Origin of the sequence: Ureibacillus sp. 179-F W5.1 NHS (genome assembly GCF_045369345.1) — a bacterium.
GTDB classification, from domain to species: Bacteria; Bacillota; Bacilli; order Bacillales_A; family Planococcaceae; genus Ureibacillus; species Ureibacillus halotolerans.
The window spans coordinates 57,390-83,947 of record NZ_JBIQFG010000013.1 but is presented as its reverse complement, the minus strand read 5'-3'; the positions used below and the strand labels follow the sequence as shown (position 1 = coordinate 83,947).

The 26,558-nt window shown below is 35.4% G+C and carries 27 protein-coding genes; 24 read left to right on the top strand and 3 right to left on the bottom strand.

Annotated features, from left to right (window positions below; all coding sequences use genetic code 11):
• Window positions 1–665 precede the first annotated feature (665 nt).
• From ACH0B5_RS08450 to ACH0B5_RS08355, 20 genes are all read left to right on the top strand, one after another.
• Window positions 666–1,046 (top strand): ATP synthase subunit I, encoded by a 381-nt coding sequence (locus tag ACH0B5_RS08450; RefSeq protein WP_122971466.1) that lies wholly within the window; start codon window positions 666–668, stop codon window positions 1,044–1,046.
• Between the two features lie 21 nt (window positions 1,047–1,067).
• Complete coding sequence (atpB, locus tag ACH0B5_RS08445) at window positions 1,068–1,781, top strand: F0F1 ATP synthase subunit A (protein ID WP_122971467.1); 714 nt, start codon at window positions 1,068–1,070, stop codon at window positions 1,779–1,781.
• A 71-nt stretch (window positions 1,782–1,852) separates the two neighbouring features.
• Window positions 1,853–2,065, top strand: a complete 213-nt coding sequence (gene atpE, locus ACH0B5_RS08440) for a F0F1 ATP synthase subunit C (RefSeq protein WP_036200106.1) — start codon at window positions 1,853–1,855, stop codon at window positions 2,063–2,065.
• Window positions 2,066–2,276: 211 nt separating this feature from the next.
• Window positions 2,277–2,798 carry a F0F1 ATP synthase subunit B gene (gene atpF, locus ACH0B5_RS08435; RefSeq protein ID WP_122971490.1) on the top strand — a complete coding sequence of 174 codons (522 nt, stop codon included), beginning with the start codon at window positions 2,277–2,279 and terminating at the stop codon, window positions 2,796–2,798.
• Window positions 2,795–3,331: a F0F1 ATP synthase subunit delta gene (locus ACH0B5_RS08430; protein ID WP_122971468.1), complete on the top strand. Its 537-nt coding sequence runs from the start codon at window positions 2,795–2,797 to the stop codon at window positions 3,329–3,331. Before atpF ends, ACH0B5_RS08430 begins: the two co-directional genes overlap by 4 nt.
• Before the next feature lie 28 nt (window positions 3,332–3,359).
• The gene (gene atpA, locus ACH0B5_RS08425; protein ID WP_122971469.1) at window positions 3,360–4,868 is read left to right on the top strand and encodes a F0F1 ATP synthase subunit alpha; all 1,509 of its coding nucleotides are present in this window, start codon (window positions 3,360–3,362) and stop codon (window positions 4,866–4,868) included.
• A gap of 50 nt (window positions 4,869–4,918) precedes the next feature.
• On the top strand, window positions 4,919–5,782 hold the full coding sequence (atpG, locus tag ACH0B5_RS08420) for an ATP synthase F1 subunit gamma (RefSeq protein ID WP_122971470.1): 864 nt from the start codon (window positions 4,919–4,921) through the stop codon (window positions 5,780–5,782).
• Window positions 5,783–5,896: 114 nt separating this feature from the next.
• Window positions 5,897–7,312, top strand: a complete 1,416-nt coding sequence (gene atpD, locus ACH0B5_RS08415) for a F0F1 ATP synthase subunit beta (protein ID WP_122971471.1) — start codon at window positions 5,897–5,899, stop codon at window positions 7,310–7,312.
• A 23-nt stretch (window positions 7,313–7,335) separates the two neighbouring features.
• Window positions 7,336–7,743, top strand: a complete 408-nt coding sequence (locus ACH0B5_RS08410; protein WP_122971472.1) for a F0F1 ATP synthase subunit epsilon — start codon at window positions 7,336–7,338, stop codon at window positions 7,741–7,743.
• Between the two features lie 73 nt (window positions 7,744–7,816).
• Window positions 7,817–8,059: a DUF1146 family protein gene (locus tag ACH0B5_RS08405; protein ID WP_406927707.1), complete on the top strand. Its 243-nt coding sequence runs from the start codon at window positions 7,817–7,819 to the stop codon at window positions 8,057–8,059.
• A 407-nt stretch (window positions 8,060–8,466) separates the two neighbouring features.
• Window positions 8,467–9,780, top strand: a complete 1,314-nt coding sequence (murA, locus tag ACH0B5_RS08400) for a UDP-N-acetylglucosamine 1-carboxyvinyltransferase (protein WP_122971474.1) — start codon at window positions 8,467–8,469, stop codon at window positions 9,778–9,780.
• A 373-nt stretch (window positions 9,781–10,153) separates the two neighbouring features.
• Entirely contained in the window at window positions 10,154–10,942 is a 789-nt protein-coding gene (gene spoIID / locus ACH0B5_RS08395; RefSeq protein ID WP_241559286.1) for a stage II sporulation protein D, read from the top strand.
• 67 nt (window positions 10,943–11,009) lie between these two features.
• Window positions 11,010–11,669, top strand: a complete 660-nt coding sequence (locus tag ACH0B5_RS08390) for a M23 family metallopeptidase (RefSeq protein WP_122971476.1) — start codon at window positions 11,010–11,012, stop codon at window positions 11,667–11,669.
• 297 nt (window positions 11,670–11,966) lie between these two features.
• The gene (locus tag ACH0B5_RS08385; protein ID WP_122971477.1) at window positions 11,967–12,224 is read left to right on the top strand and encodes a sporulation transcriptional regulator SpoIIID; all 258 of its coding nucleotides are present in this window, start codon (window positions 11,967–11,969) and stop codon (window positions 12,222–12,224) included.
• A 218-nt stretch (window positions 12,225–12,442) separates the two neighbouring features.
• Window positions 12,443–13,441 (top strand): rod shape-determining protein, encoded by a 999-nt coding sequence (gene mreB / locus ACH0B5_RS08380; protein WP_122971478.1) that lies wholly within the window; start codon window positions 12,443–12,445, stop codon window positions 13,439–13,441.
• Between the two features lie 48 nt (window positions 13,442–13,489).
• The gene (locus ACH0B5_RS08375; RefSeq protein ID WP_122971479.1) at window positions 13,490–14,326 is read left to right on the top strand and encodes a flagellar hook-basal body protein; all 837 of its coding nucleotides are present in this window, start codon (window positions 13,490–13,492) and stop codon (window positions 14,324–14,326) included.
• Between the two features lie 17 nt (window positions 14,327–14,343).
• On the top strand, window positions 14,344–15,183 hold the full coding sequence (locus tag ACH0B5_RS08370; RefSeq protein WP_122971480.1) for a flagellar hook-basal body protein: 840 nt from the start codon (window positions 14,344–14,346) through the stop codon (window positions 15,181–15,183).
• Window positions 15,184–15,230: 47 nt separating this feature from the next.
• Window positions 15,231–15,512: a DNA-directed RNA polymerase subunit beta gene (locus ACH0B5_RS08365; protein ID WP_174232660.1), complete on the top strand. Its 282-nt coding sequence runs from the start codon at window positions 15,231–15,233 to the stop codon at window positions 15,510–15,512.
• A 76-nt stretch (window positions 15,513–15,588) separates the two neighbouring features.
• Entirely contained in the window at window positions 15,589–16,026 is a 438-nt protein-coding gene (gene fabZ, locus ACH0B5_RS08360; RefSeq protein ID WP_122971481.1) for a 3-hydroxyacyl-ACP dehydratase FabZ, read from the top strand.
• Window positions 16,027–16,184: 158 nt separating this feature from the next.
• Entirely contained in the window at window positions 16,185–16,655 is a 471-nt protein-coding gene (locus ACH0B5_RS08355; protein WP_406927706.1) for a hypothetical protein, read from the top strand.
• A gap of 73 nt (window positions 16,656–16,728) precedes the next feature.
• Here ACH0B5_RS08355 and ACH0B5_RS08350 read toward each other — a convergent pair whose 3' ends face one another.
• Entirely contained in the window at window positions 16,729–17,154 is a 426-nt protein-coding gene (locus ACH0B5_RS08350) for a YwpF family protein (RefSeq protein WP_341361790.1), read from the bottom strand.
• Between the two features lie 253 nt (window positions 17,155–17,407).
• Here ACH0B5_RS08350 and ACH0B5_RS08345 point away from each other — a divergent pair, with 253 nt between their 5' ends.
• Window positions 17,408–17,824, top strand: coding sequence for a single-stranded DNA-binding protein (locus ACH0B5_RS08345; RefSeq protein WP_122971484.1), 417 nt, complete (start codon window positions 17,408–17,410; stop codon window positions 17,822–17,824).
• A gap of 475 nt (window positions 17,825–18,299) precedes the next feature.
• Here ACH0B5_RS08345 and ACH0B5_RS08340 read toward each other — a convergent pair whose 3' ends face one another.
• Both ACH0B5_RS08340 and ACH0B5_RS08335 read right to left on the bottom strand, forming a co-directional pair.
• Window positions 18,300–21,146, bottom strand: a complete 2,847-nt coding sequence (locus tag ACH0B5_RS08340) for a DEAD/DEAH box helicase (protein ID WP_406927705.1) — start codon at window positions 21,144–21,146, stop codon at window positions 18,300–18,302.
• Entirely contained in the window at window positions 21,143–22,744 is a 1,602-nt protein-coding gene (locus ACH0B5_RS08335) for a hypothetical protein (protein ID WP_341361792.1), read from the bottom strand. Before ACH0B5_RS08335 ends, ACH0B5_RS08340 begins: the two co-directional genes overlap by 4 nt.
• A gap of 491 nt (window positions 22,745–23,235) precedes the next feature.
• Here ACH0B5_RS08335 and ACH0B5_RS08330 point away from each other — a divergent pair, with 491 nt between their 5' ends.
• From ACH0B5_RS08330 to ACH0B5_RS08320, 3 genes are all read left to right on the top strand, one after another.
• Window positions 23,236–23,709 (top strand): IDEAL domain-containing protein, encoded by a 474-nt coding sequence (locus ACH0B5_RS08330; RefSeq protein WP_122973428.1) that lies wholly within the window; start codon window positions 23,236–23,238, stop codon window positions 23,707–23,709.
• Between the two features lie 650 nt (window positions 23,710–24,359).
• On the top strand, window positions 24,360–25,631 hold the full coding sequence (locus ACH0B5_RS08325) for a nucleotide sugar dehydrogenase (protein WP_406927704.1): 1,272 nt from the start codon (window positions 24,360–24,362) through the stop codon (window positions 25,629–25,631).
• Window positions 25,632–25,708: 77 nt separating this feature from the next.
• A complete protein-coding gene (locus tag ACH0B5_RS08320) occupies window positions 25,709–26,440 on the top strand; it encodes a WecB/TagA/CpsF family glycosyltransferase (protein ID WP_122973426.1) in 732 nt (243 codons plus the stop codon).
• Window positions 26,441–26,558 lie beyond the last annotated feature (118 nt).

The following is a 26,558-nucleotide window of genomic DNA, read 5'->3' as shown; positions in this document are numbered from 1 at the left end:
TAATAGTTCGAGAAAACTAAACACATTCGTTTAACACTACAATTCTGAATCTTTTCCAATTCGCTAAACCCTAGTAATAAATCCGTTAAAAGATGATGAAGAATTATTTAACTCCCAATATTAAAGAATTGATTAGGTTCAAAGAAAAAAGTGAATAATATTGTAGGAAAAGGAATTTTATCTATTTTGGATATTTTGGAAAAAGAAATGGGAATTGGTTATTTTGTTAAAATAATTTAAAAGACAAAGTAATTTTTGAAAGTTATTACACAAATTTGTCAACAATTTGACAAGATTTCATGAGTTGTGAAGTTTTTCACTTTAACCAATTGACATCAAAATATCACTATTGTATGCTTACAAAGGGTAAGAATGACAGGGGTTTCAAGTCAAGTGTTGACGAAGAAATACTTGTTATATCAAGTTTCTACTAGATTGACAGTTGAAACCATTCAATGTCAATTAGCAACGTTTTCAAGCGTCTGAGTTTTAAATGTTTACAGCGGAACAAAGTTAAATTCTTATTAATTTAATATAAGGATTTAATTATATAATCAAATGATTTTATATCTTTGAAACCGCTTGTAATACGATTACTCGCTTGATTCCTTTAGTAGTGAACGATTTTAACATTACTCGAAAAAGATTTGGGAGATAAATTGCCAATGCTAGATTTGCATCACATTTTTGCAATGCAGAAGAAAGCGTTATTTTTTTTGCTTGCTCTTTGTGCGTTAGGATGGGGATTTACCTCATATCCAACAGTTTTTGCTGGAATTGCGGTGGGTGCTTGCTTTGGTACATATAACTTTTGGATTCTTGTTCGAAGAATGGACAAGTTTGATCGTTCCATAAGTGAAGGAAGAAAAGCAGTATCTCTCGGCTCAGCTTTGCGCTTTGGATCAGGTATTGCAGCAGTCGCTATCGCCATTACGTTGCCACAATATTTTCATTTAATTAGCACAGTCATAGGGCTAATGATTCCGTACGTGTTCCTTTTTATAGGAGTTATCGTATATTCAGTAAGAAACAACAAAGGTAACTAAGAAAGTGAGGTGAATGCAAGAATGGATCATGGAGCTCCAGAGCTAACGATAGGCTTTTTAACTTTCAACTTATCTACAGTTCTAATGCTATTGGTGACAGCTATCATTGTGTTTTTAATTGCATTTATTGCTACACGTAACTTAAAGCTGAAACCAACAGGCATGCAAAACTTTATGGAATGGGTTATGGATTTCGTAAAGGGAATTATCCAAAGCAACATGGACTGGAAAACAGGCGGTCGATTCCATATTTTAGGAATCACATTAATTATGTTTATCGCCGTTGCAAACTTGTTAGGTCTACCATTTTCAGGAATCATCGTAGGTGGCGATTTATGGTGGAAATCACCAACAGCTGACCCTACTGTTACATTAACATTAGCAGCGATGGTAATGGTACTAGCAACATACTACGGTATTAAAATGCGTGGTACTGGAAATTATTTCAGAACTTTTGTTCAACCAATGTCATTTATGTTCCCACTTAAAATTGTAGAGGAATTCGCTAATACATTAACCTTAGGTCTTCGTCTTTACGGTAACATTTATGCTGGTGAAATTTTACTTGGCTTACTTGCTGGTATGGCAGGTTCAGGTGCAGTAGGATTTATCGGTGCTATCATTCCAACGATGGCATGGCAAGGATTCTCAATCTTTATTGGCTTTATCCAAGCCTTCATTTTCACAATGTTAACAATGGTTTACTTATCTCACAAAGTGAGTGCAGACCATTAATATAAAGCTTTTAGTGTAAACATTAATTGCTTAACAAAAATAATAAAACAATTCCAAGGAGGAAATTTTCAATGGGTTTATTAGCAGCAGCAATCGCAATCGGTTTAGGTGCACTTGGTGCAGGTATTGGTAACGGTCTTATCGTTTCACGTACAGTAGAAGGTATCGCTCGTCAACCAGAGGCTCGTGGCGTTCTTCAAACTACAATGTTCATCGGGGTAGCGTTAGTAGAAGCCCTACCGATCATTGCAGTAGTAGTAGCATTCATCGTAATGAACCGATAATTGTCGGCTCAATTTATGTGGCGAAGATGATTCCACAAGAAGAAACTTCGCCATTCCTTTTGTATGAAAATAGTTTGATTTAAATGTTTTTTTGAAATTGAAAGTAAAGAAATGAAATCATAGATTTTATGAATGTTTCATAAGTTCGTTTTAATGCAAACAACTTTGAAACGAGACAATATTGAAAGCTCTTGAAGGGAGTGAAACAATCGTGAATTTAGATTACCTAGTACTTGGTGCTGGAGCTCACAACTTTAATGGTGGAGACGTAATTGCAACATTAGTTATCTTCATCGTTTTAATGGCTCTTCTAAAGAAATTCGCGTGGGGTCCGTTAATGGGCATTATGCAACAACGTGAAGAATTAGTTGCAAGCGAAATCGATGCAGCTGAAAACGCTCGCAAAGAATCAGCTAAACTTTTAGAAGAACAAAAAAGTCTTTTAAAAGAAGCACGTACTGAAGCACAAACAATTATTGAAAGTGCTAAAAAACAAGGCGAAGTACAACGTGATGAAATCATTACTGCGGCTCGTGCTGAAGCTAACCGCTTAAAAGAATCAGCTGTTCGTGAAATCGAAACTGAGAAAGAAAAAGCAATCGCTGCAGTTCGTGAAGAAGTCGTTTCACTATCGGTTCTTGCGGCATCTAAAGTTCTTGGAAAAGAAATTTCTGAAGAGGACAATAGCGCACTAATTAAAGAAACGATTGCGAAGGCAGGCGAAGCGAAATGAGTCAATCGACTATAGCTAACCGCTATGCGAATGCTTTGTTTCAATTAGCGCAAGAAAAACAAATCGTTGCGGAAGTTAACGCAGATTTAGAGGAGTTAGTAAAAGTTTTAGAAACTACTCCAGAGTTACTTTCTCTACTTGCTACTCCAAAGTTCTCTATTGAACGTAAAAAACAAATTGTAGCTGAAATTTTTGCTAGTGCGAATCCAATCGTCGTTAGCACGCTTGAACTTCTTATTGAAAAGAAACGTGTTAATGAAGTAGCAAATTTAGCACAACAATTTAAGCAATTAGCAGCTGCATCTCAAGGCTTTGCTGAAGCAACAGTTTTCTCTACTCGTGCTCTTACTGATCAAGAAAAAGACGAAATTTCTTCTTCTTTCGGTAAATTAGTTGGTAAAGAAAAACTTACTATTACAAACGTAATTGAACCATCAATTCTTGGTGGTGTACGTGTTCAAATCGGTAACTACATTTTTGATAACACTGTAGCGAATAAGCTAGAGGGATTAAAACGTACGTTAGTTGGTTAATAAAAAAGAAATGTGAGAGGTGACATTCATGGGCATCAAAGCTGAAGAAATCAGCGTGCTGATAAAAAAGCAGATTGAAAACTACCAATCTGAATTAGAAGTAAGCGAAGTTGGTACTGTAATCACAGTTGGTGACGGTATCGCTCGTGCTCATGGCCTCGACAATGTCATGGCTGGAGAATTATTAGAGTTCTCTAACGGTGTTATGGGTATGGCTCAAAACTTAGAAGAAGGTAACGTTGGTATCATCATCTTAGGACCATACTTAGACATTAAAGAAGGCGATGAAGTACGTCGAACTGGCCGTATTATGGAAGTACCAGTTGGTGAAGAACTAATTGGTCGCGTTGTAAACCCACTAGGTCAACCAGTGGATGGACAAGGCCCAATCAACACTACAAAAACTCGTCCTATCGAAAGCCCAGCTTTCGGTGTAATGGCTCGTAAATCCGTTCACGAACCATTACAAACAGGTATTAAAGCGATTGACGCTCTTGTACCAATCGGTCGTGGTCAACGTGAGTTAATCATCGGTGACCGTCAAGTTGGTAAAACTTCAATTGCAATCGATACAATTCTTAACCAAGCAGACCAAGATATGATCTGTATCTATGTTGCTATCGGTCAAAAAGAATCTACAGTTCGTGGCGTAGTAGAAACACTTCGTAAACACGGTGCTTTAGACTACTCAATCGTTGTAACTGCATCTGCATCTCAACCAGCTCCATTATTATACTTAGCTCCTTATGCTGGTGTATCTATGGCTGAAGAGTTCATGTTACAAGGTAAACACGTATTAATCGTATACGATGATTTATCAAAACAAGCGGCAGCTTACCGTGAACTTTCATTATTATTACGTCGTCCTCCAGGTCGTGAAGCTTACCCTGGTGATGTATTCTACTTACACAGCCGTCTATTAGAACGTGCTGCGAAATTAAACGAAACATATAAAAATGGTTCGATTACAGCTCTTCCATTCGTTGAGACACAAGCTGGGGATATCTCTGCATACATCCCAACAAACGTAATCTCAATTACTGATGGACAAATTTTCTTACAATCTGACTTATTCCACTCAGGTGTACGTCCAGCAATCAACGCTGGTTTATCCGTATCTCGTGTAGGTGGATCAGCTCAAATTAAAGCGATGAAAAAAGTTGCTGGTACACTACGTCTTGACTTAGCTGCTTACCGTGAACTTGAATCATTTGCTCAATTCGGTTCAGATTTAGACAAAGCAACACTTGCAAAACTTGAACGTGGTAAACGTACAGTTGAAGTTCTTAAACAAGATCTTAACAAACCAATTAAAGTTGAAAAGCAAGTTACAATTCTTTATGCATTAACTCGTGGTTTCTTAGACGATATCCCAGTTCAAGATATCGTACGTTTCGAAGCTGAATTATACAGCTGGTTAGATGTAAACCACACTAACGTTTTAGATCATATCCGTACGACAAAAGAACTTCCTTCTGATGAAGAAATGGCAGCTGCTCTTAACGAATTCAAAAAGACTTTTGCAAAATCAGAGTAAGATCTTAAGCCGTGATTTGTGATTAAAAACGAAAAGGTGGTGAAATACCAGTGGCAAACTTACGCGATATTAAAAATCGTATTGGTTCAACGAAGAAAACGAGCGCAATGACAAAAGCCATGCAAATGGTTTCTGCTTCTAAGAAAAACCGTGCAGAACAAAATGCAAAAGCTTACGTTCCTTATATGGAAAAAGTACAAGATGTAGTTGCTGCAATTGCATCAGGTACTTCGGATGCAACACATCCAATGTTAGTATCTCGTCCTGTAAAGAAAACAGCTTATTTAGTTATTGGATCTGACCGTGGTCTTGCAGGGGCATATAACTCAAGTATTTTACGTCAGTTAACTCGTACATTAAACGAGCGTCATAAGTCAAAAGACGAATACGTGATTTTGGCAATCGGTCGTGTGGCACGTGATTATTTCGTGAAACGTGGTTATAACGTAATTGAAAGTATTATTGGTTTACCTGACCAACCTTCTTTCTCTGACGTTAAACAAATCGCTCGTAAAGCTGTTGGTATGTTCGCTGATGGTACATATGATGAACTTTATATGTACTATAACCACTTTGTCAGTGTTATTTCACAAGAAGTTACTGAGAAAAAGGTATTACCAATTACTGATTTAGCTCCAGCAAGTGAAGGCGTTCATGCATCTTATGAATTCGAGCCATCAGGCGATGCAATTCTAGAAGTTTTACTTCCACAATATGCAGAAAGCTTAATTTATGGTGCTTTATTAGATGGTAAAGCAAGTGAACATGCTGCTCGTATGACAGCGATGAAAACTGCAACTGATAATGCGAAAGAACTTATTAGTGCATTATCTCTTGAATATAACCGTGCGCGTCAAGCGGCGATTACACAAGAAATTACAGAAATCGTTGGTGGAGCTGCAGCCTTAGAATAGGCTCAGCACTCCAATGTCGTTTATAAAAGGAAGAAAAGCGGATCACTATTATTTGTCAAACATGACGAACAATAACCCGCTCGGACACCAAACTCGATAGGAGGGTACACAGAAATGAACATAGGACACGTTATTCAAGTAATGGGTCCGGTTGTTGACGTAAAGTTCAGCAACGGCCAATTACCAGCAATCTATAACGCTTTAACTGTTAAGATTGACCGTCCAAATCAAGAATCAGTTACTTTAACATTAGAAGTAGCTCTTCACTTAGGTGACGATTCTGTCCGCACGATTGCTATGTCATCTACTGACGGCTTACAACGTGGTGCAGAAGTTACAGACTTAGGAAATCCAATCTCTGTACCAGTTGGTGACGTAACTCTAGGACGTGTATTTAACGTACTTGGTGAAGTTATCGACTTAGGAGAAGAAATCCCAGCAGAAGCTCGTCGTGATTCTATTCACCGCGAAGCTCCTAAATTTGATGAATTAACTACAGAAGTACAAATCCTAGAAACAGGTATTAAAGTAGTAGACTTATTAGCTCCATACATTAAAGGTGGTAAAGTAGGTTTATTCGGTGGTGCCGGTGTAGGTAAAACTGTATTAATTCAAGAACTTATTAACAACATCGCTCAAGGTCACGGTGGTATCTCCGTATTTGCTGGTGTAGGTGAACGTACTCGTGAAGGTAACGACTTATTCCACGAAATGAGTGACTCTGGTGTTATTAGTAAAACATCAATGGTATTCGGTCAAATGAATGAGCCACCAGGTGCACGTATGCGTGTAGCTTTAACTGGTCTTACAATGGCTGAATATTTCCGTGATGAACAAGGTCAAGACGTACTTTTATTCATCGATAACATCTTCCGCTTCACACAAGCAGGTTCGGAAGTTTCCGCCCTATTAGGACGTATGCCTTCTGCGGTAGGTTACCAACCAACACTTGCTACTGAAATGGGTAACTTACAAGAACGTATTACATCTACAAATAAAGGTTCGGTAACATCAATCCAAGCGATTTATGTACCAGCCGATGACTATACTGACCCAGCCCCAGCTACAACTTTCGCTCACTTAGACGCAACAACTAACCTTGAGCGTAAATTATCTGAGATGGGTATCTACCCAGCGGTGGATCCACTAGCTTCAACTTCTCGTGCATTATCACCTGAAATTGTTGGCGAAGAACACTACAAAGTTGCTCGTGGAGTTCAAATGACTTTACAACGTTACAACGAATTACAAGATATTATCGCCATCTTAGGTATGGATGAATTATCTGATGAAGATAAGCAAACAGTTGAACGTGCTCGTCGTATTCAATTCTTCTTATCTCAAAACTTCCACGTAGCGGAACAATTTACTGGTCAACCAGGTTCTTTTGTACACGTAAAAGACACTGTTCGTTCATTCAAGGAAATTCTTGAAGGTAAATACGATCACTTACCAGAAGATGCTTTCCGTTTAGTAGGTAGCATTGAAGAGGTAATTGAAAAAGCTAAAAGCATGGGCGTAGAGGTATAACTTTCGGACGAGGAGGAAAAAATATGAAGACAGTTCAAGTCAATATTGTCACTCCCGACGGCCCAGTGTACGATTCTGAAGTCGCAATGGTTATCGCTAAAACAGTTTCTGGTGAAATTGGTGTTCTAGCAGGACATATTCCTATGGTTGCTCCACTTGCAATTGGTGCTGTGACACTAAAAAAAGAAGACGGTTCACAAGAAATTGTAGCCGTTAGTGGTGGATTCATTGAAGTTCGTCCTGATCAAATTTCGATATTAGCTCCATCTGCTGAACTTGCAGCTAATATCGATCTTGCCCGTGCTAAAGAAGCAATGGCACGTGCGGAACAACGTCTTCAAATGAAACAAGATGACATTGATTTCCAACGCGCTGAGCTAGCTTTAAAACGTGCGATTAATCGTATCAGCGTTCATGAGGGTAATATGTAATTTTCATTACAAAGATAAAAGCGGACGGGCAACTGTCCGCTTTTTAACTGTTTAACAAGGAGGTATGTTGAATATGGAAGTATATCAATCATTAGGGTTACAAGCTGGTATTGGTTTAATATCGCATATTCTTTTTATTGTTATAAGTTTTTATGCATTACAAGCTTTTAGACTAGAACAACTTTTTAAAAAAGGTCATACCTTTCAAATTCAACTGATTTATTTTTTATTAAGTATTGCCATTGGCTCAACTGTTTCAAATTTTATTTTAGATATTACAAATTGGTCTCAACAATTACCATTCATTTTTTCATAAAATTTAACAATTACTTCCCATTTAAGGTACATATTATATGCCTTGTAAGGACAAATGAACTTTCGTTTGTCGTTACATAACATATATCTAAATTTAAGTAAACATATCATCGATATTTTCTTGTAGAATTTTTGTATTTCCTGGGTAATAATGTTGTAATATGTAGTAGTGCTTTGTCATGTTTAATGAAATTTTATGTAATTTATGACATGAAATTCACCATTATCTTTTACTTAGCGTATTATAAATTGTAGAAAATTATTGTGTTTTCATGTAAAATAGTGATTTAGATGCTTGTTTATATCATCTTTTAGCAGTACTATATTGATAGTTTGTGTGTTTTAAATATAAAAACGAATGTTTCAGATTTTGACAGTTTTGGACAAATGAATTCGGAGGGACGAATTGTGGAGAAAATCATTGTTACGGGAGGCCAAAAATTACGAGGAATCGTAAAAGTAGAAGGAGCCAAAAACGCCGTATTACCAATTCTAGCAGCATCATTGTTAGCTTCAAAGAATCATAATATAATAAAAGACGTTCCGAATTTAGCGGATGTTCATACAATAAATGAAGTACTAAAAAGCCTAAATGCAAATGTAGAATATAACGTAGACAAAAATGAAATCCATATAAATGCAGAAAAAAGATTATCGAGTGAAGCTCAATTTGAATTTGTTAGTAAAATGCGCGCTTCAATTCTTGTGATGGGATCGTTGCTAGCTCGAAATGGTTATGCTCGTGTGGCATTACCAGGTGGCTGTGCAATCGGTTCAAGACCAATTGAGTTGCATTTAAAAGGTTTTGAAGCAATGGGTGCTACAATTTCCTTTGGTCATGGATTTGTTGAAGCAAAAACAGTTAATGGTTTAAAAGGTGCTGAAATTTATTTAGATTTCCCAAGTGTAGGAGCTACAGAGAACATTATGACGGCTGCAGCTTTAGCAAATGGTACTACAATCATTGAAAACGCTGCTAAAGAGCCGGAAATTGTAGATTTAGCTAATTTCATTAATAGTATGGGTGGACGTGTAATTGGAGCTGGTACGGATACAATTCGTGTTGAAGGCGTAAAAGAATTGCATGGTACAACTCATCACATTATTCCGGATCGTATTGAAGCTGGAACATTTATGGTTGCAGCAGCGATTACGGGTGGTGACGTATTTATTGAAAATGCTGTTCCTGAGCATATGACAGCCCTTATCGCTAAATTACGTGAAATGGGTGTTGAGGTAATAGAGGATCAAGAAGGATTACGTATTCGTGCGACACAGCCTCTAAAAGCTGTAGATATTAAAACGATGCCACATCCTGGTTTCCCAACAGATATGCAGGCTCAAATGATGGCATTAATGCTTACTGCTGAAGGAACAAGTATCATTACAGAAACAGTATTTGAAAACCGTTTTATGCATGTTGAAGAGTTTAGACGTATGAATGCCCAAGTAAAAATTGAAGGACGTTCAGTATTTATTGAAGGTCCTGTTAAATTACAAGGTGCAGAAGTTGCTGCCACAGATTTACGTGCTGCAGCAGCATTAATTCTAGCTGGACTCGTTTCTGAAGGAGTAACTAGAATTACGAAATTACATCATTTAGATCGTGGATATGTTAATTTCCATAAAAAACTTGCTTCTTTAGGTGCGATTATCGAAAGAATTGAAGATCAATCTGAAGAAGAAGCTGCTATTTCAGAAGAACAAGTTGTTGAAATTTAATCATGCTATTTGTAAATGCTGATTTTCTTTTTTAAATTAACCATATGTTTTAGCACATATAAATATTACAAATTTACGACAAAATTCTAAATAGAGTTTTGTCGTTTTTTGATTTCCATTAGAAAATGTTTTTCGTTGAAATAGAATGGTAGTTTGAAAATGATATTTTCGTTCAATCATAATCTTTTCTTTTCTATCATAAATAATATGTATGAAAAAAATTAATAATTTCAAAAACCCGATAATAGTCGTATCAATCATTTGTTTCATTGCTGCACTTTTTTATTTTCCTTTCATTTTTAGAAGTCATGAAAAAAAAGACGTTAAATTAGGAGGTTCCTCTATTAATAACGCTTGTGAGATAACGATTCAAGTGAGTGGGAGTGATATTCCGATTGATTTAGAGGAATACGTTATTGGTGTTGTCGCAGCTGAAATGCCTGTAAGTTTTCATATAGAAGCGTTAAAGGCACAAGCGATTGCTGCAAGAACCTATGTGTTAAAAAATACAAATTATGGACAAATCCCAATTGAACCTACCGTTGCAAAACAAGTTTTTTATGACGAGGATACTAGGAAAGAAAATTGGGACAAATCCTATGAAGAATTTGAAAAAAAGGTCCAAGAAGCTGTTAAAAGCACTGAAGGTGAAGTGATTTATTATAACGGAGAATTAATAACAGCAATGTTTCATTCGATGAGTAATGGTATGACTGAAAGCTCAAAAAACTATAGTGGAAATGATATTCCTTATTTACAATCTGTAGCTAGTACCGATTTTCAATATGCGGATAATTATGAAACGGTCACTACTTTTTCCATTGAGGAATGGAACAAACTATTAAAGGTTAATTGGACAATCGATGATGTGAAAAAAATACGTTTGCAACGAAACAATACTGGGAGGGTTGAAATAGTCTCTAATGATAAAAATAAATGGACAGGCCGAGAAATAAGAACTCTTTTAAATTTACGTTCTACTGATTTTCAAATTGATGTTATCGATGGTGAGATAGTCGTTAAAACAGAAGGATATGGCCATGGTGTTGGAATGAGTCAATATGGAGCTGATGCAATGGCTGATAACGGATCGTCTGCCCACGAAATTATCGAATATTACTATAAAAATACAAGTATTGAAAAATTAAATTGTAAAAATTAAGGATTTTTTTCCAAAATGTGATTAGAAATGTAAAATTTTGTTCACACTTCTTCTTGAGGTGATGAACATGAGAGAAGAAAAACAAATTAAGCCTTCTCCTAACAAAAACAGTTGGCAGAAAAAGCCATGGTTTTGGCCGACAATTTATGCAGGAATTGCAGTAGTATTAGTTGGTCTGATTTTCAGTTATACAGCACTTATTGGTGATGAAGAGGAAAAAGAGGTTGTACAAGATGGAACTGCCTCAAAAGATTCAACAGTCATTGAAACAAACGCTAAAACGGAAACATTGAAATATCCTTTCGATGAAGCGCAACTTGACAATGTACAAGTTTTACAAGACTTTTACGATGTCACAGCAGATGAAGCAACAAGGGAAAATGCACTATTAGTGTTTAATCAAACATTCTCTACTTCTTCTGGTGTATCATTGGCCGTTAATAACGAACCTTTTGAAGTACTTGCTGCAATGAGCGGTGAAGTAAAGGAAGTAAAACTAGATGCTTTCACTGGAAATCAGATTGTCATTACACATCCAAACGGAATGGAAACACGTTATAGCTCTGTAACGGACATTCTTGTAAAAGAAGGCGATACAGTCGTTCAAGGTCAACCATTAGGCACTACAACTGAAAACGAATGGAATCCTTCAGCTGGAAACCATCTACACTTTGAAGTGTTACAAGATGGTGAGCATGTAAACCCAAGAAATTTCTTAGCTTTCTAATGAATTAACAGACTTATAAGATTTTTGTACAAGTATTGATGATGAGCGAAAACGTCCATATCCTTCAAAACGTTGAAACTTCTTAAAACATTCAACGTCTAATTAAGGATATTGGGCGTTTTTGTAGTTTTCTTAATAAATATGGTTCTGAAATTGTGAAAAAACTCATATTGTGAATAAACGTTAAATCGCTAGTTGCAAACGTCAATGAAACACTCATAATATGAACACGTTGAAAAAAACACCTTTTCGTTAGCAAAACGGCACATTCTTATATCCGATAGAAAGGAAGAGAACGTGCACGAGCACATTCGACATCGCTGTGTTAGGCTTGGAGAGCTACTTATTGAAACAGGTGAGACGGTTCGTGTCCTTGCGAAAATGACGGGTTATTCTAAAAGTACAGTTCATAAAGATCTAACAGAACGATTATTCTTAGTCAATGAACAGTTAGCAAACGAAGTAAAAGAAATATTAGCATATCACAAATCGATTCGTCATTTACGAGGAGGCGAGGCGACACGTAAGAAGTGGCAATCCCGACAAAACCATTGAAAGAGCATTTAGTTTGGCTTTATAAGTCAACTAAGTGCTTTTTTACTATGAATGTATAAATGAATTGGAAAATAAGTAATTAATTTTATATGATTGACAAACAGTTAATCACATATAAATAAAGATGTAATTAATATTCGAATATGATAAAATATTCTAGATTAATGTAGAAAACTGAAGTCGAATTATGTTGGAAAAGGTAGGAAGGGGAATTTATCATGTTTTCTAAAGATATTGGAATCGATTTAGGAACTGCGAATGTGCTCATTTTTGTAAAAGGAAAAGGAATTATTTTAAATGAGCCGTCTGTTGTGGCAATCGATAAAAATAGTAAAAAGGTACTAGCTGTTGGAGAAGAAGCCCGTCAAATGGTTGGTCGTACACCAGGTAATATCGTTGCTATTCGTCCTTTAAAAGATGGAGTTATTGCAGATTTTGATGTGACGGAAGCAATGTTAAAATACTTTATCAATAAGTTAGATTTAAAAGGAATGTTCTCAAAACCACGTATCCTTATTTGCTGTCCAACGAACATTACAAGTGTGGAGCAAAAAGCTATCCGTGAAGCTGCTGAAAAATCAGGTGGTAAAAAAGTATACTTGGAAGAAGAACCAAAAGTAGCTGCTATCGGAGCTGGAATGGATATTTTCCAACCAAGCGGTAACATGGTAGTTGATATCGGTGGTGGTACTACTGATGTGGCGGTTTTATCAATGGGAGATATCGTAACTAGTGAGTCCATTAAAGTAGCTGGGGACGTATTTGATAACGATATTTTGCAATACATAAAAAAAGAATACAAACTTCTAATTGGGGAACGTACAGCAGAAGCGATTAAAATTAATATTGGTACAGTTTACCCTGGTAGTCGTGAAGAATCGATGGAAATTCGTGGTCGTGACATGGTCACTGGATTGCCAAGAACTATTACAATTCATTCTTCTGAAATTGAAAAAGCATTACATGAATCTGTTTCATTAATCGTTCAATCAGCGAAAAATGTATTGGAAAAAACGCCTCCTGAATTATCTGCGGATATTATTGATCGTGGTGTGTGTATCACAGGCGGTGGTGCCCTTTTACATGGAATGGATCAATTATTAACTAAAGAATTGAAAGTACCTGTTTTCGTTGCTGATAACCCAATGGATTGTGTAGCGATAGGGACAGGCTTAATGTTAGACAATATCGATCGTTCACCAGGCTCTCGAATTTAATTATGTTTCAATACTGCATGTCATTAAACTTTAATAGAGGTGATACTTATGTTTAAAGGCTTTTATACTGTTGCAACAGGAATGGTATCCCAACAAAGAAAGACAGAAATTATTACAAACAATATGGCCAACGCCAATACCCCTGGATTTAAAGCGGATCAGTCAACTATTCGTTCCTTTCCGGACATGCTTTTATCAGCTGTAGGGAATACTAATATACCTACAGAAAATGGATTGAAGTTTACCGAAGCAAATCCAATTGGTTCATTAAATACAGGTGTATACTTACAAGAAACGTTAGGAAATTATACACAAGGTTCTATTTATGAAACAAGCCAAAAAACTGATGTAGCGTTAATAAACGGTGCAATGCCTGTTGATGAACAGTCAGGTCAGACTGGAACAATCTTTTTCCGCTTGGAACATCCAGATGGTGGAGAAGCCTATACACGAAATGGTAATTTTACGCTAGATGGTCAAGGATACTTAGTTAATAGTCAAGGGCTATATGTTTTATCAGCTACTGGAGAACGTATTCAATTACCTAGTGATGATTTTAGCCTTTCACAAGACGGAAACATTTATGTTGAGGGCGAAGTAGTAGCAACGCTTGGTGTTTCTTTTTCTGAAAATCCTGATGTATTAGAAAAACAAGATAACGGATTATTTCGTACTGTAGACGGTGCTGAACTTCCTTCAGCTTATGGGCAAGAGAATGTAACCTTCTCGATGCAACAAAGTTTCCTTGAAGGGTCTAATGTTGATTCAGCCCAATCAATGACAGATTTATTAACTGCTTATCGTGCCTTTGAAGCAAATCAAAAAGTTCTTCAAGCATATGATAAAAGTATGGACAAAGCAGTAAATGAAATCGGAAGAGTTTAAAGCGAGGGGGATTATTCATGCTACGTACAATGATAACAGCGACCAACACATTAGGACAGTTACAAAGTCAAATTGACACAATAAGTAACAATATTTCTAATAGTAATACAGCTGGTTATAAAGCCAATGAAGCGACCTTTTCTGAACTTCTTTATCAACAATTTAATAATGAAGAAATGGATAGAACGGTTCGTAATTCACCAGTTGGGATTCGTTATGGTGTAGGAGCATACATCGGTCAAATTCAAACGAACTTTTCCCAAGGCTCTTTACAAACAACAAATCGCGATTTAGACCTTGCATTTACGAAGGAAAAGCAGTATTTTAATATTTTGATGCCAAATGGTGAAGATGGTCAACGTTTAGTTTATTCACGCCAGGGTGATTTTTATGTAACACCTGTAGAAAATGGTCAAGTTATGCTTGTGAACGGTGATGGTTACCCAGTTGCTGATAGTAACGGTAATGCCATTTATTTCCCTGATAATGTGACGGACTTCAATTTAACTAATGATGGTACATTACGTGTAAATTTATCTGATGGAGAAACTTTAAACTTTGAGTTAGGTGTTACGGAATTACATACTCCTCAATTGTTAGAACATGTATCTGGTACATATATTGCACTCCCTGCCAATTTTGATGAATTAGGTTATAATGAAGAAGACGTATTAACAAATTTACAGGGTGGCGCTCGAGTAAATATCGGCATGATGAACGGTGCATTGGAGTCTTCTAATGTGGATCTTTCTACAGAGATGACAAATTTAATTAATGCCCAACGTAATTATCAATTTAATTCACGGGCTATTTCAATTGCTGATCAAATGTTAGGATTAATTAATGGGATTCGATAATAACTGATGGCAAAACTTTAACAAATTTTTCTAAGGGGAGAACGGCAATGTTTAATGTATTAAAAAAAGAATCAGTAAAGCCGAGTGTTCCTCAAGAAGAAAAAAAAGAAAAAAGGGACAAAACGATTGCTGAAAAGCCAATGAGATGGTATAGTTTTCGTCTTTTTCCTATTTGGTTAAGAATTCTCCTCGTGCTTATTTTACTTATTATCGCTGCAGTTTCAGGATTAATGATAGGTTTTGGCGTGATAGGTGATGGAGAAGCAATGAATGTGCTAAAATGGGGAACATGGCAACACATCATTGATTTAATGGAAGGAAAAGAATAGTGGGGTAACTGTTCTTTTGCAATTTTATTATTTCAATTTATTCGAATATACATAAATTTTTAAGGGGGAATGGGAAATGCTAACAGCTGAACAAATTCAAGCCATTTTACCACACCGTTATCCATTTTTATTAGTGGATCGTATTATTGAAGTTGAAGAAGGAAAACGAGCAGTTGGATTAAAAAATGTATCGATTAACGAAGAATTTTTTAATGGCCATTTTCCAGGATATCCAATTATGCCGGGAGTATTAATCGTTGAGGCATTGGCTCAAGTTGGCGGCGTGGCATTATTAAAATCTGAAGAATATAAAGGCCGTCTTGCTTTTTTAACGGGAATTGATAACTGCCGTTTTAAACGTCAAGTAGTACCTGGCGACCAATTAAAGCTAGAGGTTGAATTTGTGAAACTACGCGGTGCAATGGGGAAAGGACATGCTATTGCAACGGTAGAAGGCGAGCTTGTTTGTGAAACAGATATTTTATTTGCTATTGGTCCAGTTCAACCAAAATAAACGATTTTTATTTACATAAAATAACAATGTAAAGTTTAAAAAGAATAGCAAAAATAGTTACATCTTTTTTTCGGATAGTTCCTTCCTTTCTCGGGTACTCTATGACTAATCACATTCCTTATGTGATGGAGTGTAAAAGTTGAAAGGAGGGAATTTTTATGTGGAAAAAACCGGTTTTTGCATTTATTTTAGGGACAGCATTATTAGTCGGATGTAATAATAACGGTGAAGATGCTGCTGATGAAGTAGGAGAAGACATCAATGAAGGTGTTAATGAAGTCCAAGAAGGTGTAAATGAAGGTGTCGATGAAGTCCAAGAAGGTGCAAATGACGTCCTTGAAAACGACTCCTACGATAACGGAAATGATGTAAATAACGGTACAAATGATGCAGTAGGTGAAGATTCATATAATGATGCCAACCGTGGTCCTGAAGGTGAAGATTTTAATGCTGAAAACGGCACTGACAATACTGAGGACCAAGACGGTGTACAAAATAGCAACGGTGCTGGACAAAATGGTGTTTCCGGTGGAGTCAATAATAACGACGAACGCATTTTAGAAGGTAACCAAGAAGATATCATTGAAGATGAAAAAGATCTCAATGACCGTGATAATCAAGATGAATAATGTAATGAAATAATGATTGCACTAACAGGATACAATACAAAAGAATCGTCTCTAAGAGGCGATTTTTTTGTATTTACAATTCCTTTAAGCGAGGTCTTTCACGCATACCCTTTTTAAACTGTGTAAGCAATTCCTCATTTGTTAAATTTTCATTTAATAAATTTTTTAATAACTGTTCTGCATATTTATTACGTTTTGTTTTGATAGTACCTTTCAGTAACACTGAAATTCGATTTCCAATTTCTCGAATATCGCTAACGACTACTTTAAATGGGGCGGGTTCATTATCTGGAAATGAAATAATTACATGTACTTCGATTAAATCCCCTGACTCCTTATATGTCTCAAAAATCGTTTGATGCTCTTTCGATATAAAGAGCTCTAATATCCACGAATTTCTACTATTTTCTTGATTGATGACGATGCCATCAATTAAGGGAATATTTAGTCCTCCATCTTCATTTACCAAATCAAACGAAAGCATTTTAAAAGTCTTCATTCACTTTCCCCCAACTACAATTTAGTTAATTTTAGTATAACATAGAAAAAATGCGAAATTTATTATTTGCCCCTTTCAATTTTAAGCTGGCCAATCTTACAGTCGTCTAGTCTAAAAAGAAATTTAATAATTTTTTGCTTCGTTGAAAATGTATTTTTCAACTTTAAAAATTGGCCAAATCCCAATTTTCAGATTTTGCCAAAATTAAGTGCTCTAGTTATTATAAAAGCGTGGTCGAAAGGAGGTGAAGATTATGAATCAAGTCGGACTAGTCGGCCGATTGACCCGAGATCCGGAACTTAGACAAATCTCGGAAAATCGAGTCCAAACAAGTTTTTCTATAGCCATTAATCGAAACTTTCGAAATAATCAAGGCAGTGTAGATGCTGATTTTGTTCCTTGCGTAGCATGGGGAAGGCTTGCAGAACGAATCGTAAAATATTGTGGCAAAGGATCATTAGTTGGTATTAACGGCCGATTACAATCTAGATCCTATATGAATCGAGATAATTTGAAAGTATACACCGTAGAAGTTGTTGTCGATGATGTACGATTCATTATTTTAAAATCGCCTCAAAATGATGTTGTCCATCGAGAAATGGAGCAGCGTTTTGAAATGGAAAATGAATTTATACTTCCGGAAAATGGCGAACTTGCTTCTGTACCTTAAATAATGGGGAGTATTTAAGAACCAAGTATTTGAAGTCTTGTGGAGTCAATTTGTTGTTGAAGGTATGAATGAAGAAAATGATGAAATCTCTCTAAAAATCTTTTGAAATTGATTGTTGAACTCTATATACGGACCCTCTTATAGTTATTATTCAACGAAACATAGAAATTAGTACCAAGAACAGTGTTAGTATCTTTGTGAAAAAATTCTTCCTAAAAGCAATTTTGTATCGAACAAATGGATAGGGGAGGTGATAATGAAAACACTACTGCTTGACCGCACAGTAGTGATCCCATTCCTTCTAAGCTCTACATAGTAATCCTTTTTAATAGGGAACACGTAGAGAAATGAACAATTAAATATGGATTTGGAAAAGTGAAAAGGATAACGAGAGACTGTAAAAAGAGTCGAGGATAATTTATCCTCGACTCTTCCAATTGTTTTATTCAAATGCATTTTCAATAGTTCCACTTACTTAAATAATGGTGCTTTCTTTTGTATCTAACATAAGTAAATCCATCAATTCATCCTCTTGTAATTCGGATAACCAATTGCTTGATTGAATTAATTCTTCAGATAAGGCAGACTTTATCTCTATCATTTTATCGATTTTTTCTTCAATCGTACCAATTGTAATAAATTTATGAACTTGAACAAATTGAGTTTGTCCAATTCGGTAAGCCCGGTCTGTAGCCTGATTTTCTACAGCGGGATTCCACCAACGATCTGCGTGTAATACATGGTTAGCAGCTGTTAAGTTTAATCCAGTTCCCCCTGCTTTTAACGATAATAAGAAGATAGGAAACTCTCCTGCTTGGAATCCTTCCACTAATTGATCCCTTTGTTGTTTAGGCATGCTTCCCGTTAAGAAGGGCACATCGATATCGTATAGCTCAGAAAAACAATGTTGAAGTAAATGGCCCATTCCGATATATTGGGTGAAAATTAAGCATTGCTCGCCATTATCTACGATTTCAGCAGCTAATTGAACGATTCTTTTTAGTTTAACGGAACGGTTTAACATTACCTTTGCTTCGTCAAAAGGCTCTTTTAAATAGAGAGCTGGATGATTACATAATTGCTTTAATTTGCTCAACATTTGTAAAATCCGACCTTTCTTTTCAAAAGGGGACATTGTATTCAGTTGAGCCATCGTGTCTTCAATATAACCTTCATATAGCGCGGCTTGCTCGCTCGTTAAAGCACAAAATTCCTTCGATTCTTGTTTATCAGGTAAATTCAACATTAAATCCGGATCATTTTTAGTTCGTCTTAATAAGAAAGGACGGATTTTAGTCCGTAAAATTTGTTTATGGCGCTCTGATTCTTCTCGTTCAATGGGAACAATGAATTGCTCTTGGAACTTACCGAAACTGCCTAAATATCCTTTATGAATGAAATCGAATATCGCCCATAATTCGGAAAGACGGTTTTCAATCGGCGTTCCTGTTAAAGCGATATGATGTTTTCCTTTTAATTTACGAATCGCACGAGATTGTAATGTTTGCATATTTTTTATGTTTTGGGCTTCATCTAATGTAACGGTTGCCCAATGGATTTCTTGTAGAAACTCGATATCTTGTGAAATAGTACCGTAAGTTGAAAGGATAACATTTGGTTTTTCTTTTATGATCATTTGATGGAAGGAATCTTTTTTTATTCGTGATGAACTATAATGGGTATGGACTTTTAATGAAGGAGCAAAGCGAACTAATTCCTTTTGCCAGTTCCCTAAAACGGAAGTTGGGCAAATAATAATAGTTGGTAGTTGTTCCTCCAAAGTTTCATACGTATATAAAAGATAACTAATGAGCTGTACAGTTTTACCAAGACCCATATCGTCAGCTAATACAGCACCAAAATTCTGATTTCGCATAAAGGATAGCCATTCAAATCCTTCCTGTTGATAAGGACGCAATTCTGCATGTAAACCTTTCGGTGGCGAAATGGATGGTAACCCTTTTTTATGTTGAAGTTGATCCACATATTCCTTTAATGAACGTTGCATTTCAAAGGCAAATAAAGGGTCATCTCTTTCTATATCCTCTTCTTCTCCTTCTAGTGCTGTAAATTCATCTGGTAATTCACGGAATAACAATTCACGTACTGTCCAATTTTCGTCTTCAGCCTTGTCCATCAATTCTCGAATTTCCTGCATCCAATTGGCATCTAAACGGAACCATTCATTACCGATACGTACAAATTCCCGTCTTTCATCCACAATTTTTCGAAACTCTTCATCTGATATTTGTTCTCCATTTAAGGAAAGCTGCCAGTTGAAGGATAATATATCATCTAATCCTGCTACGGACTTTTGTGATTGATTACTTGCACTTACACGAACGCGCATTTTCGTTTGCTTTAATTCCTTTAACCAAGTCGGTAAGATGATTTCAAATCCAAGGGCACCTAACTTAGCAAAATCTCCCCGTAGTAAATTACGTACATCCTTATCTTCTAACATAATATGTATAAAAGATTCGGAGTCTACGTTATAACTACTTAAATCCATTAGCTCTAACATTTGATTTTGCATGTTTTTAATTTCTTGGGCATAAGGCAACCACTTATCAGGTAGGGCTCTTTCAATTGGTAAATGGCGTTTACGAACAGCAGGTGCCCATACCTTTAACGTTTTTTTCGAACTTAATACAGTTTCAAGTAGCCATTGTGAGGAACTTTCTTCTGGTTCCCGTAATCGTAAAGCTACCTTAACATCACCTATGGATCGATCTTTGTTTAATGGCCAACCACCTTTACTGAAAAATGGTAATAAAGTGGGGATATCATTAGCAAGTAACCCTGCATAGGCTAATTTTTGTTGAACAGCAGTCGTTAAAATGGATTCACATTCAGCTAATTGAATCTCTATTTCACCATAAGCATTTTTTACAAAATCATCTTCCATAAAATTTTGTGGCAATTGAAAGGAGAATGTAATGTTATTGGAATCATCTTCAGTTAAAATTACGTAATCCCATAAAGCACTATTGTTCCACAGTAATTGAACAGCATTTATGGAAGCGAGTAGTTTTTTAGTTTTATCATTTGTTCCCATTAATTGAATAAAAGGATGTTTATAAGATGGTGAGATTAACTCAACTAGTTCTACTAAAGATACATGAATTCCATGTTCACCGAAATTTGCATTTAAACCAAAACAATTTGGCTCATAACGATAAAACAATTGGTGAGACCAGTTGGACGGCGGTATAGGTGAACCATCTTCATGGAACGCAATGACAGAAAAGAAACCTGGTTGCAGTTCTTCAAAAGTGACACGAATTGTTTTCGTAAAAGGTGTTAGTTGAATTTCCGTCATGCCAGTAAATTTCCTTTCTCTAATTCTTCTTGCAATGCTCGTAAACGTTTATATTGTTCACGTATAGATTGAATATAGTCTGTCCAAAAGTAAGTTTTACCACATTTTTTTGCTGCTGATTTCATCATTTTCCAAATACGAACAGCTTGTTTATAATTCATTCTTGATTTTTGATTTACTTCTTCTAGCGCATAGTAATGATACAAAGGCAATGTTACCTCAGGAGCAACTTCTAAAACTTCCTTTAATCCACAAGTTTCCAAATAGGAAATAGAAGAAGGATACAACTGATGAAGTGCCGCCCACTCCTCGTACCTTTTTACCTTTAATAAATATTGGGAATATGGTTGTACCCCATATACTCCAAAGGCTGAAAATAACATTAGTTCTTCCTGTTCCGTTAAGTTTATATGTTCAAATAATGAATGGACTCTTCTTACATATACTTGGCGTTGGGAAGGTAATAGGTAATTATTTATATATTCATTTAAATGGGGGAGCATTGCTTTTAATATTAGTTCATATGCTCTTTCTTCGTTTCTTGAATAAGAAAATTTCGCTAGACCAAAATAAATGTTCATTTCTTTCGGTTGAATGGTTGTTAAATTATTTTTTAATGAATCATAATCTTTTAATATTATGTGGAAAACATTTAAAACTGTTGGAAGGGGAACGTCATCACTTAATTTCGTATTTGTATTTTTTTTAGCATCTTCAGCATATTGGTGAAGGATGCTTAATTCTTCTTCAGCCCTTCTTTTTTCTATAAAAATGGTATCCCAAAACAATAAATAAATATTTAATCTTCTACCAATGTGATGCTTTCGCTCAAGGAGTAATTCCCGAACTAATACTTGGAGGGCATCAAAAAACGGATCCGTAGCAAAAAGCCGAGATTTCCCTGAAATTTCATGAATCGTATTTTGAATCACTTCAAATCTTCTATCAAAGAAATATTCAAAATAATCACTATTGATATTTGATTGGGATTCTAAAATATGTTGCCATAGTTTGTTTAAAATAGCGATTTCAATAAAAAGGTTGTAAATAGGTTGCCATTCTCGTTCAAATGGCGTATGTTTCTTCAGTTTTGAATGGGCATTTTCAGCAATGTTCGAGATGAGATATTTTTCGATTTGACGACCCTCTTGTAATTGATGGGACATCACTTCATTTACCATCGCTAGCCAACTTTCAGGTGTACGTTCGGAAGCTAACAAATGTAAATTCACGCTTTTTTTGGAACGCCATTTTGAAGTCCAATCTTGTACGGAATCAATGTATTGGTAAAGAGATAAAAGAACACTTATTTTATGCCGGCACCAATCTTCCTGAGGACAGTTACATTGAATATTTCCCTCCTGGAAATGAACGGTAACATGGGTTGGTCTGACATCTTGTACAGTTGTAAATAAAGTTGAAGTAGTTGGTACGTACCGTTCAAAGGTAACGGATTTATTTCGAACCGCAAATAATGCTCGACGTATTAGCTCTTCATCTTCCGTTACGGATGGATGTAAAGAATGTTCAATATGTTCTAATTGATCTATAATAAATTTTTTTTGTTCACGTGCCAGTGTTGAAACCGATAACACCATATCATCGCCCCTTAGAAATACACAATTTATTTTCCATTTTGAAAACAAATCGATGTCTTTTCTTATGCGGAAGTGAATACATATCCGCTAAAAAAGTCTTTCCCTTCATTATAACTTGAAAAGATAGGAATGATAAGTAAAAGGATAAATATATAAAATTTCCTCAATAAAATTTTTAAATGATGGATAAAATAAATTTTTTTCTGAAGCGTTAAGAATGGCTCATTTATAATCTGTCAATAACGAGGCGACAAAAATCGATAAATTTAGTAAATAAAAGCAAGTTTGAAACAAGAAAAGTATGGGAACTATAGCATTAATAAGGGAATGAATTCGTATATTAGAATAACAGAAAAAACAGCTTCCTTTGTAATTCTTTTAAGTGGGTATGGCTTCTCTATTCCAATATAGTATGCAATCGCTTTCAGCTTCTTTTATATTGTTTCACCGGTAATGAGAGTAAAGGAAATTTTTAATTGGGAGGGGATAGAATGATTCAAGTGCAGTTTATGAAGCCTTTTTATACAAAAGTCAGTGGAAAGACATTACGTTTAGTGTTTGCTTATCAATATTTCTCAATTGTAAAGGATGACGAGCTGTATCATTTTGTTCCTGTTGAAGGTAAGGAAATGATTATTGATTTAGAGACGAAACAAATAGAAAACCTTTCGGAAATTTTCGTTTTCCAAAGAGGAAATCGTTTTATTCGTTTACCATTATACCAGCTACTTCTTATATCCAATGTACACGAACATTTAAGTCCTATTTTGGAAAAGGCATCAAATAATGAAGACACTTTAAATATACCTCCAAGTGATAAAGAGGAGTCGGAAGTTCAAAAAATGATTCGTCTTTTAGAAGAACAAAATTTAAATCGATTAATTGATCACGCATTAGAAGCACGTGATGAAAAACGTTTTTATGAATTATTAGATGAAAAAATGAAATGGAATGGAACGAAGTAGTAAATATAATCACTGTTTTATACACTCATACTCATAATAAACGTACATCTGTACAACACAAAACAAGCACCCTTGATTAAAATCAAAGGTGCTTTCTTTTATCAATGGATTCATGGACATTATGAAACCAATATAAATAATTGAATAATGGCTAATACAATCCCTGAACCGACTATTCCATATAACCAATCTTCCTTCGATATTGATAATTGTTTTAATCCTTTCATTATAACTCCCTCCTCTACCCTAGTATTTCCAATTATTGAAAATGTTAAAACTGTAAAAACTATATTAAGAAATTCTAAGAATGTAGAGATTGTTATGTTGAAATGAGAAAATAAAGTTAATCAAGCCTACTGTAAAAAGATTAATACAAAAGGAAAAGAGAGAAGATAGAATGGGGTTGAATAAGTTGGTTTAAATTTTTGAAATAATAAAGATAGAACTAGGAAGAGGATGCATAAATAAAGTGGACGATTTAAAGTTCAAACCACTTTTTCCTTCCTGGTCTTCTAAAAATTAAAGTTGATTTGTATACTATTATGCAAGTTTTTGACAAAGGAATGGATAATTCCAACTTCATCTTTATTTTTAGTGTGATTTAGAGATAAATCGGCACTATTCTCTATATGGAAGGAAAGTGGGATATGATGACAAAAACAGTTTGTGTCGTTGGGTTAGGGTATATTGGATTAACGTCAGCAGTAATGTTTTCAAACTATGGTATGAAAGTACATGGTGTAGATATAAACCCATCAGTTGTTCGCAATATTAATGAAAAAAAATTACACATTGAAGAACAAGGTCTTCAAGAAATGCTGGACCGAGCAATAGATGAAGGAATGTTTACTGCATCTACTACGCCACAAGAAGCAGATGCATTTATCATTTCTGTTCCGACACCAATTAATCCAAATAAAACAGCAAATCTCGATTATGTAAAAGAAGCAACTAAATCGATTGTTCCTTATGTTAAGAAGGGAAATTTAGTTATTTTAGAATCGACAGTTCCACCGAAAACTGTTGAAAATATTATGATTCCTGAATTGATGAAAACAGGATTCGAAATCGGTACGGACATTTATGTGGCCCATTCACCTGAAAGAGTTATACCTGGGAAAATTTTTGAGGAATTAGTAAATAATGATCGTATTGTTGGTGGGATTAATGAAAAATCTGCCCAGTTAACAAAGGAATTATATGAATGCTTTGTCCAAGGGGAAATTCATTTAACTGACGCCACTACGGCAGAACTTGTGAAGGTGATGGAAAACACTTATCGCGACATGAATATTGCCTTTGCTAACGAACTTTCTAAAATTGCAGATAATATTGGGGTCAATATTTGGGAAGCGATTCAGTTTGCCAACTTACATCCAAGGGTCAATATTCACTTCCCTGGACCAGGCGTAGGTGGTCATTGTATTGCCGTAGATCCATGGTTTCTTGTGGAAATAGGTGGGGATAATGCACAGATTATTCATCATTCACGACATATAAATGATAGTATGCCAGCCTATACTGCGCAAAAAACATTGTCTATCTTAGATGAAAATAACATTGTAGGCGGAAAGGTAGCGGTTTTAGGTTTAGCATTTAAAGGAAACGTAAATGATATACGTGAAAGCCCTTCGATTGCTGTTATCGATTATTTACAACAACTCGGATTGGAAGTTGTATCCTTTGATCCGCATATTAAAGAAAATAATCATGTGACACAAACCCAACATTTAGAGGAAGCTACAAGGGATGCGGATATTCTTTTAGTTTTAACAGATCATAATGAATTTAAAACTTTTGATCCACATACCATTACGACAAACCATAAAATTGTATTTGATACGAAAAATTGTTTGAATCGGAAAGTTTGGCAAAATGCAGGTTTTCAATATTATTTATTAGGCGATGCGAAGAATAGATGAAAAACTACCAAACCATCACATTGGGGCAGTAATTTCGTTTAGCTGCCTCCTTTGTCTAAAAGGACGGTTGTGCAAATATGAAGGAAAAAGTACTTGGAATTCAAGTTAATACTGAAAAGTACGATAGACTTATTAAAGAAATTTTCAGCCGAATCGAGAGGAAAGAAAAAACATTAATTGTTGCAATCAACCCTGAAAAAATTATGAATGCAAAAGACAATGAATCATTAAAAAAATTACTTAATGATGCTGAAATTCAAATTCCTGATGGAATAGGTGTAATTATTGCATCGAAAATCCAAAAAGGAAACATTCATGAACGTGTAACCGGTGTTGAAATGATGATGCGTATATGTGAAGAGGCTTCCAAACAAGACAAATCCATTTTTTTATACGGTGGTAAATGTGGCGTAGCAGATCAGGCAGCAAAAAAATTAAAAGAGTTATACCCTACTATTAAAGTTGTTGGAACGCAGGATGGCTATGAAAATAATATGGAAAAAGTCATTTCGAATATAAATAAAGCAAAACCGGACATATTATTTGTTGCAATGGGTAGCCCGAAACAAGAAAATTGGATTAACCAATATCGTAATCAGCTTTATCCAACGATTTTCCAGGGAGTTGGGGGATCCTTTGATGTATTGGCTGGTACAGTAAAAAGAGCTCCGGTCATTTTCCAACAGCTAGGTTTAGAATGGTTATATCGGCTGTTAAAAGAACCGAAGCGATTTAAACGACAACTAGCTTTACCACGCTTTTTAGTTGAAGTAGTGAGACATTCTGTTCGAAAACAACATAAAGTATAAAGGATACTATTTAGTTGATTTCGTTGGAGAAATTTATTGTAAATGTGGGACATATTCTTATGAATGATTTAATCAAAGTAAATGAAAACACCTTCACCAAGATGTATTTTATTCATAC

Excerpts from the sequence above, each read along its gene's own strand:
- ACH0B5_RS08365 (WP_174232660.1), top strand. The coding sequence starts at position 15,231 with ATGTTTAATGTATTAAAAAAAGAATCAGTAAAGCCGAGTGTTCCTCAA.
- mreB (WP_122971478.1), top strand. The coding sequence starts at position 12,443 with ATGTTTTCTAAAGATATTGGAATCGATTTAGGAACTGCGAATGTGCTC.
- atpB (WP_122971467.1), top strand. The coding sequence starts at position 1,068 with ATGGATCATGGAGCTCCAGAGCTAACGATAGGCTTTTTAACTTTCAAC.
- ACH0B5_RS08345 (WP_122971484.1), top strand. The coding sequence starts at position 17,408 with ATGAATCAAGTCGGACTAGTCGGCCGATTGACCCGAGATCCGGAACTT.
- ACH0B5_RS08405 (WP_406927707.1), top strand. The coding sequence starts at position 7,817 with ATGGAAGTATATCAATCATTAGGGTTACAAGCTGGTATTGGTTTAATA.
- atpA (WP_122971469.1), top strand. The coding sequence starts at position 3,360 with ATGGGCATCAAAGCTGAAGAAATCAGCGTGCTGATAAAAAAGCAGATT.
- atpD (WP_122971471.1), top strand. The coding sequence starts at position 5,897 with ATGAACATAGGACACGTTATTCAAGTAATGGGTCCGGTTGTTGACGTA.
- ACH0B5_RS08340 (WP_406927705.1), bottom strand. The coding sequence starts at position 21,146 with ATGACGGAAATTCAACTAACACCTTTTACGAAAACAATTCGTGTCACT.
- ACH0B5_RS08355 (WP_406927706.1), top strand. The coding sequence starts at position 16,185 with ATGTGGAAAAAACCGGTTTTTGCATTTATTTTAGGGACAGCATTATTA.
- ACH0B5_RS08370 (WP_122971480.1), top strand. The coding sequence starts at position 14,344 with ATGCTACGTACAATGATAACAGCGACCAACACATTAGGACAGTTACAA.
- ACH0B5_RS08320 (WP_122973426.1), top strand. The coding sequence starts at position 25,709 with ATGAAGGAAAAAGTACTTGGAATTCAAGTTAATACTGAAAAGTACGAT.
- ACH0B5_RS08325 (WP_406927704.1), top strand. The coding sequence starts at position 24,360 with ATGACAAAAACAGTTTGTGTCGTTGGGTTAGGGTATATTGGATTAACG.
- ACH0B5_RS08335 (WP_341361792.1), bottom strand. The coding sequence starts at position 22,744 with ATGGTGTTATCGGTTTCAACACTGGCACGTGAACAAAAAAAATTTATT.
- ACH0B5_RS08410 (WP_122971472.1), top strand. The coding sequence starts at position 7,336 with ATGAAGACAGTTCAAGTCAATATTGTCACTCCCGACGGCCCAGTGTAC.
- ACH0B5_RS08390 (WP_122971476.1), top strand. The coding sequence starts at position 11,010 with ATGAGAGAAGAAAAACAAATTAAGCCTTCTCCTAACAAAAACAGTTGG.
- ACH0B5_RS08430 (WP_122971468.1), top strand. The coding sequence starts at position 2,795 with ATGAGTCAATCGACTATAGCTAACCGCTATGCGAATGCTTTGTTTCAA.
- ACH0B5_RS08330 (WP_122973428.1), top strand. The coding sequence starts at position 23,236 with ATGATTCAAGTGCAGTTTATGAAGCCTTTTTATACAAAAGTCAGTGGA.
- ACH0B5_RS08350 (WP_341361790.1), bottom strand. The coding sequence starts at position 17,154 with ATGAAGACTTTTAAAATGCTTTCGTTTGATTTGGTAAATGAAGATGGA.
- atpE (WP_036200106.1), top strand. The coding sequence starts at position 1,853 with ATGGGTTTATTAGCAGCAGCAATCGCAATCGGTTTAGGTGCACTTGGT.
- ACH0B5_RS08450 (WP_122971466.1), top strand. The coding sequence starts at position 666 with ATGCTAGATTTGCATCACATTTTTGCAATGCAGAAGAAAGCGTTATTT.
- ACH0B5_RS08375 (WP_122971479.1), top strand. The coding sequence starts at position 13,490 with ATGTTTAAAGGCTTTTATACTGTTGCAACAGGAATGGTATCCCAACAA.
- fabZ (WP_122971481.1), top strand. The coding sequence starts at position 15,589 with ATGCTAACAGCTGAACAAATTCAAGCCATTTTACCACACCGTTATCCA.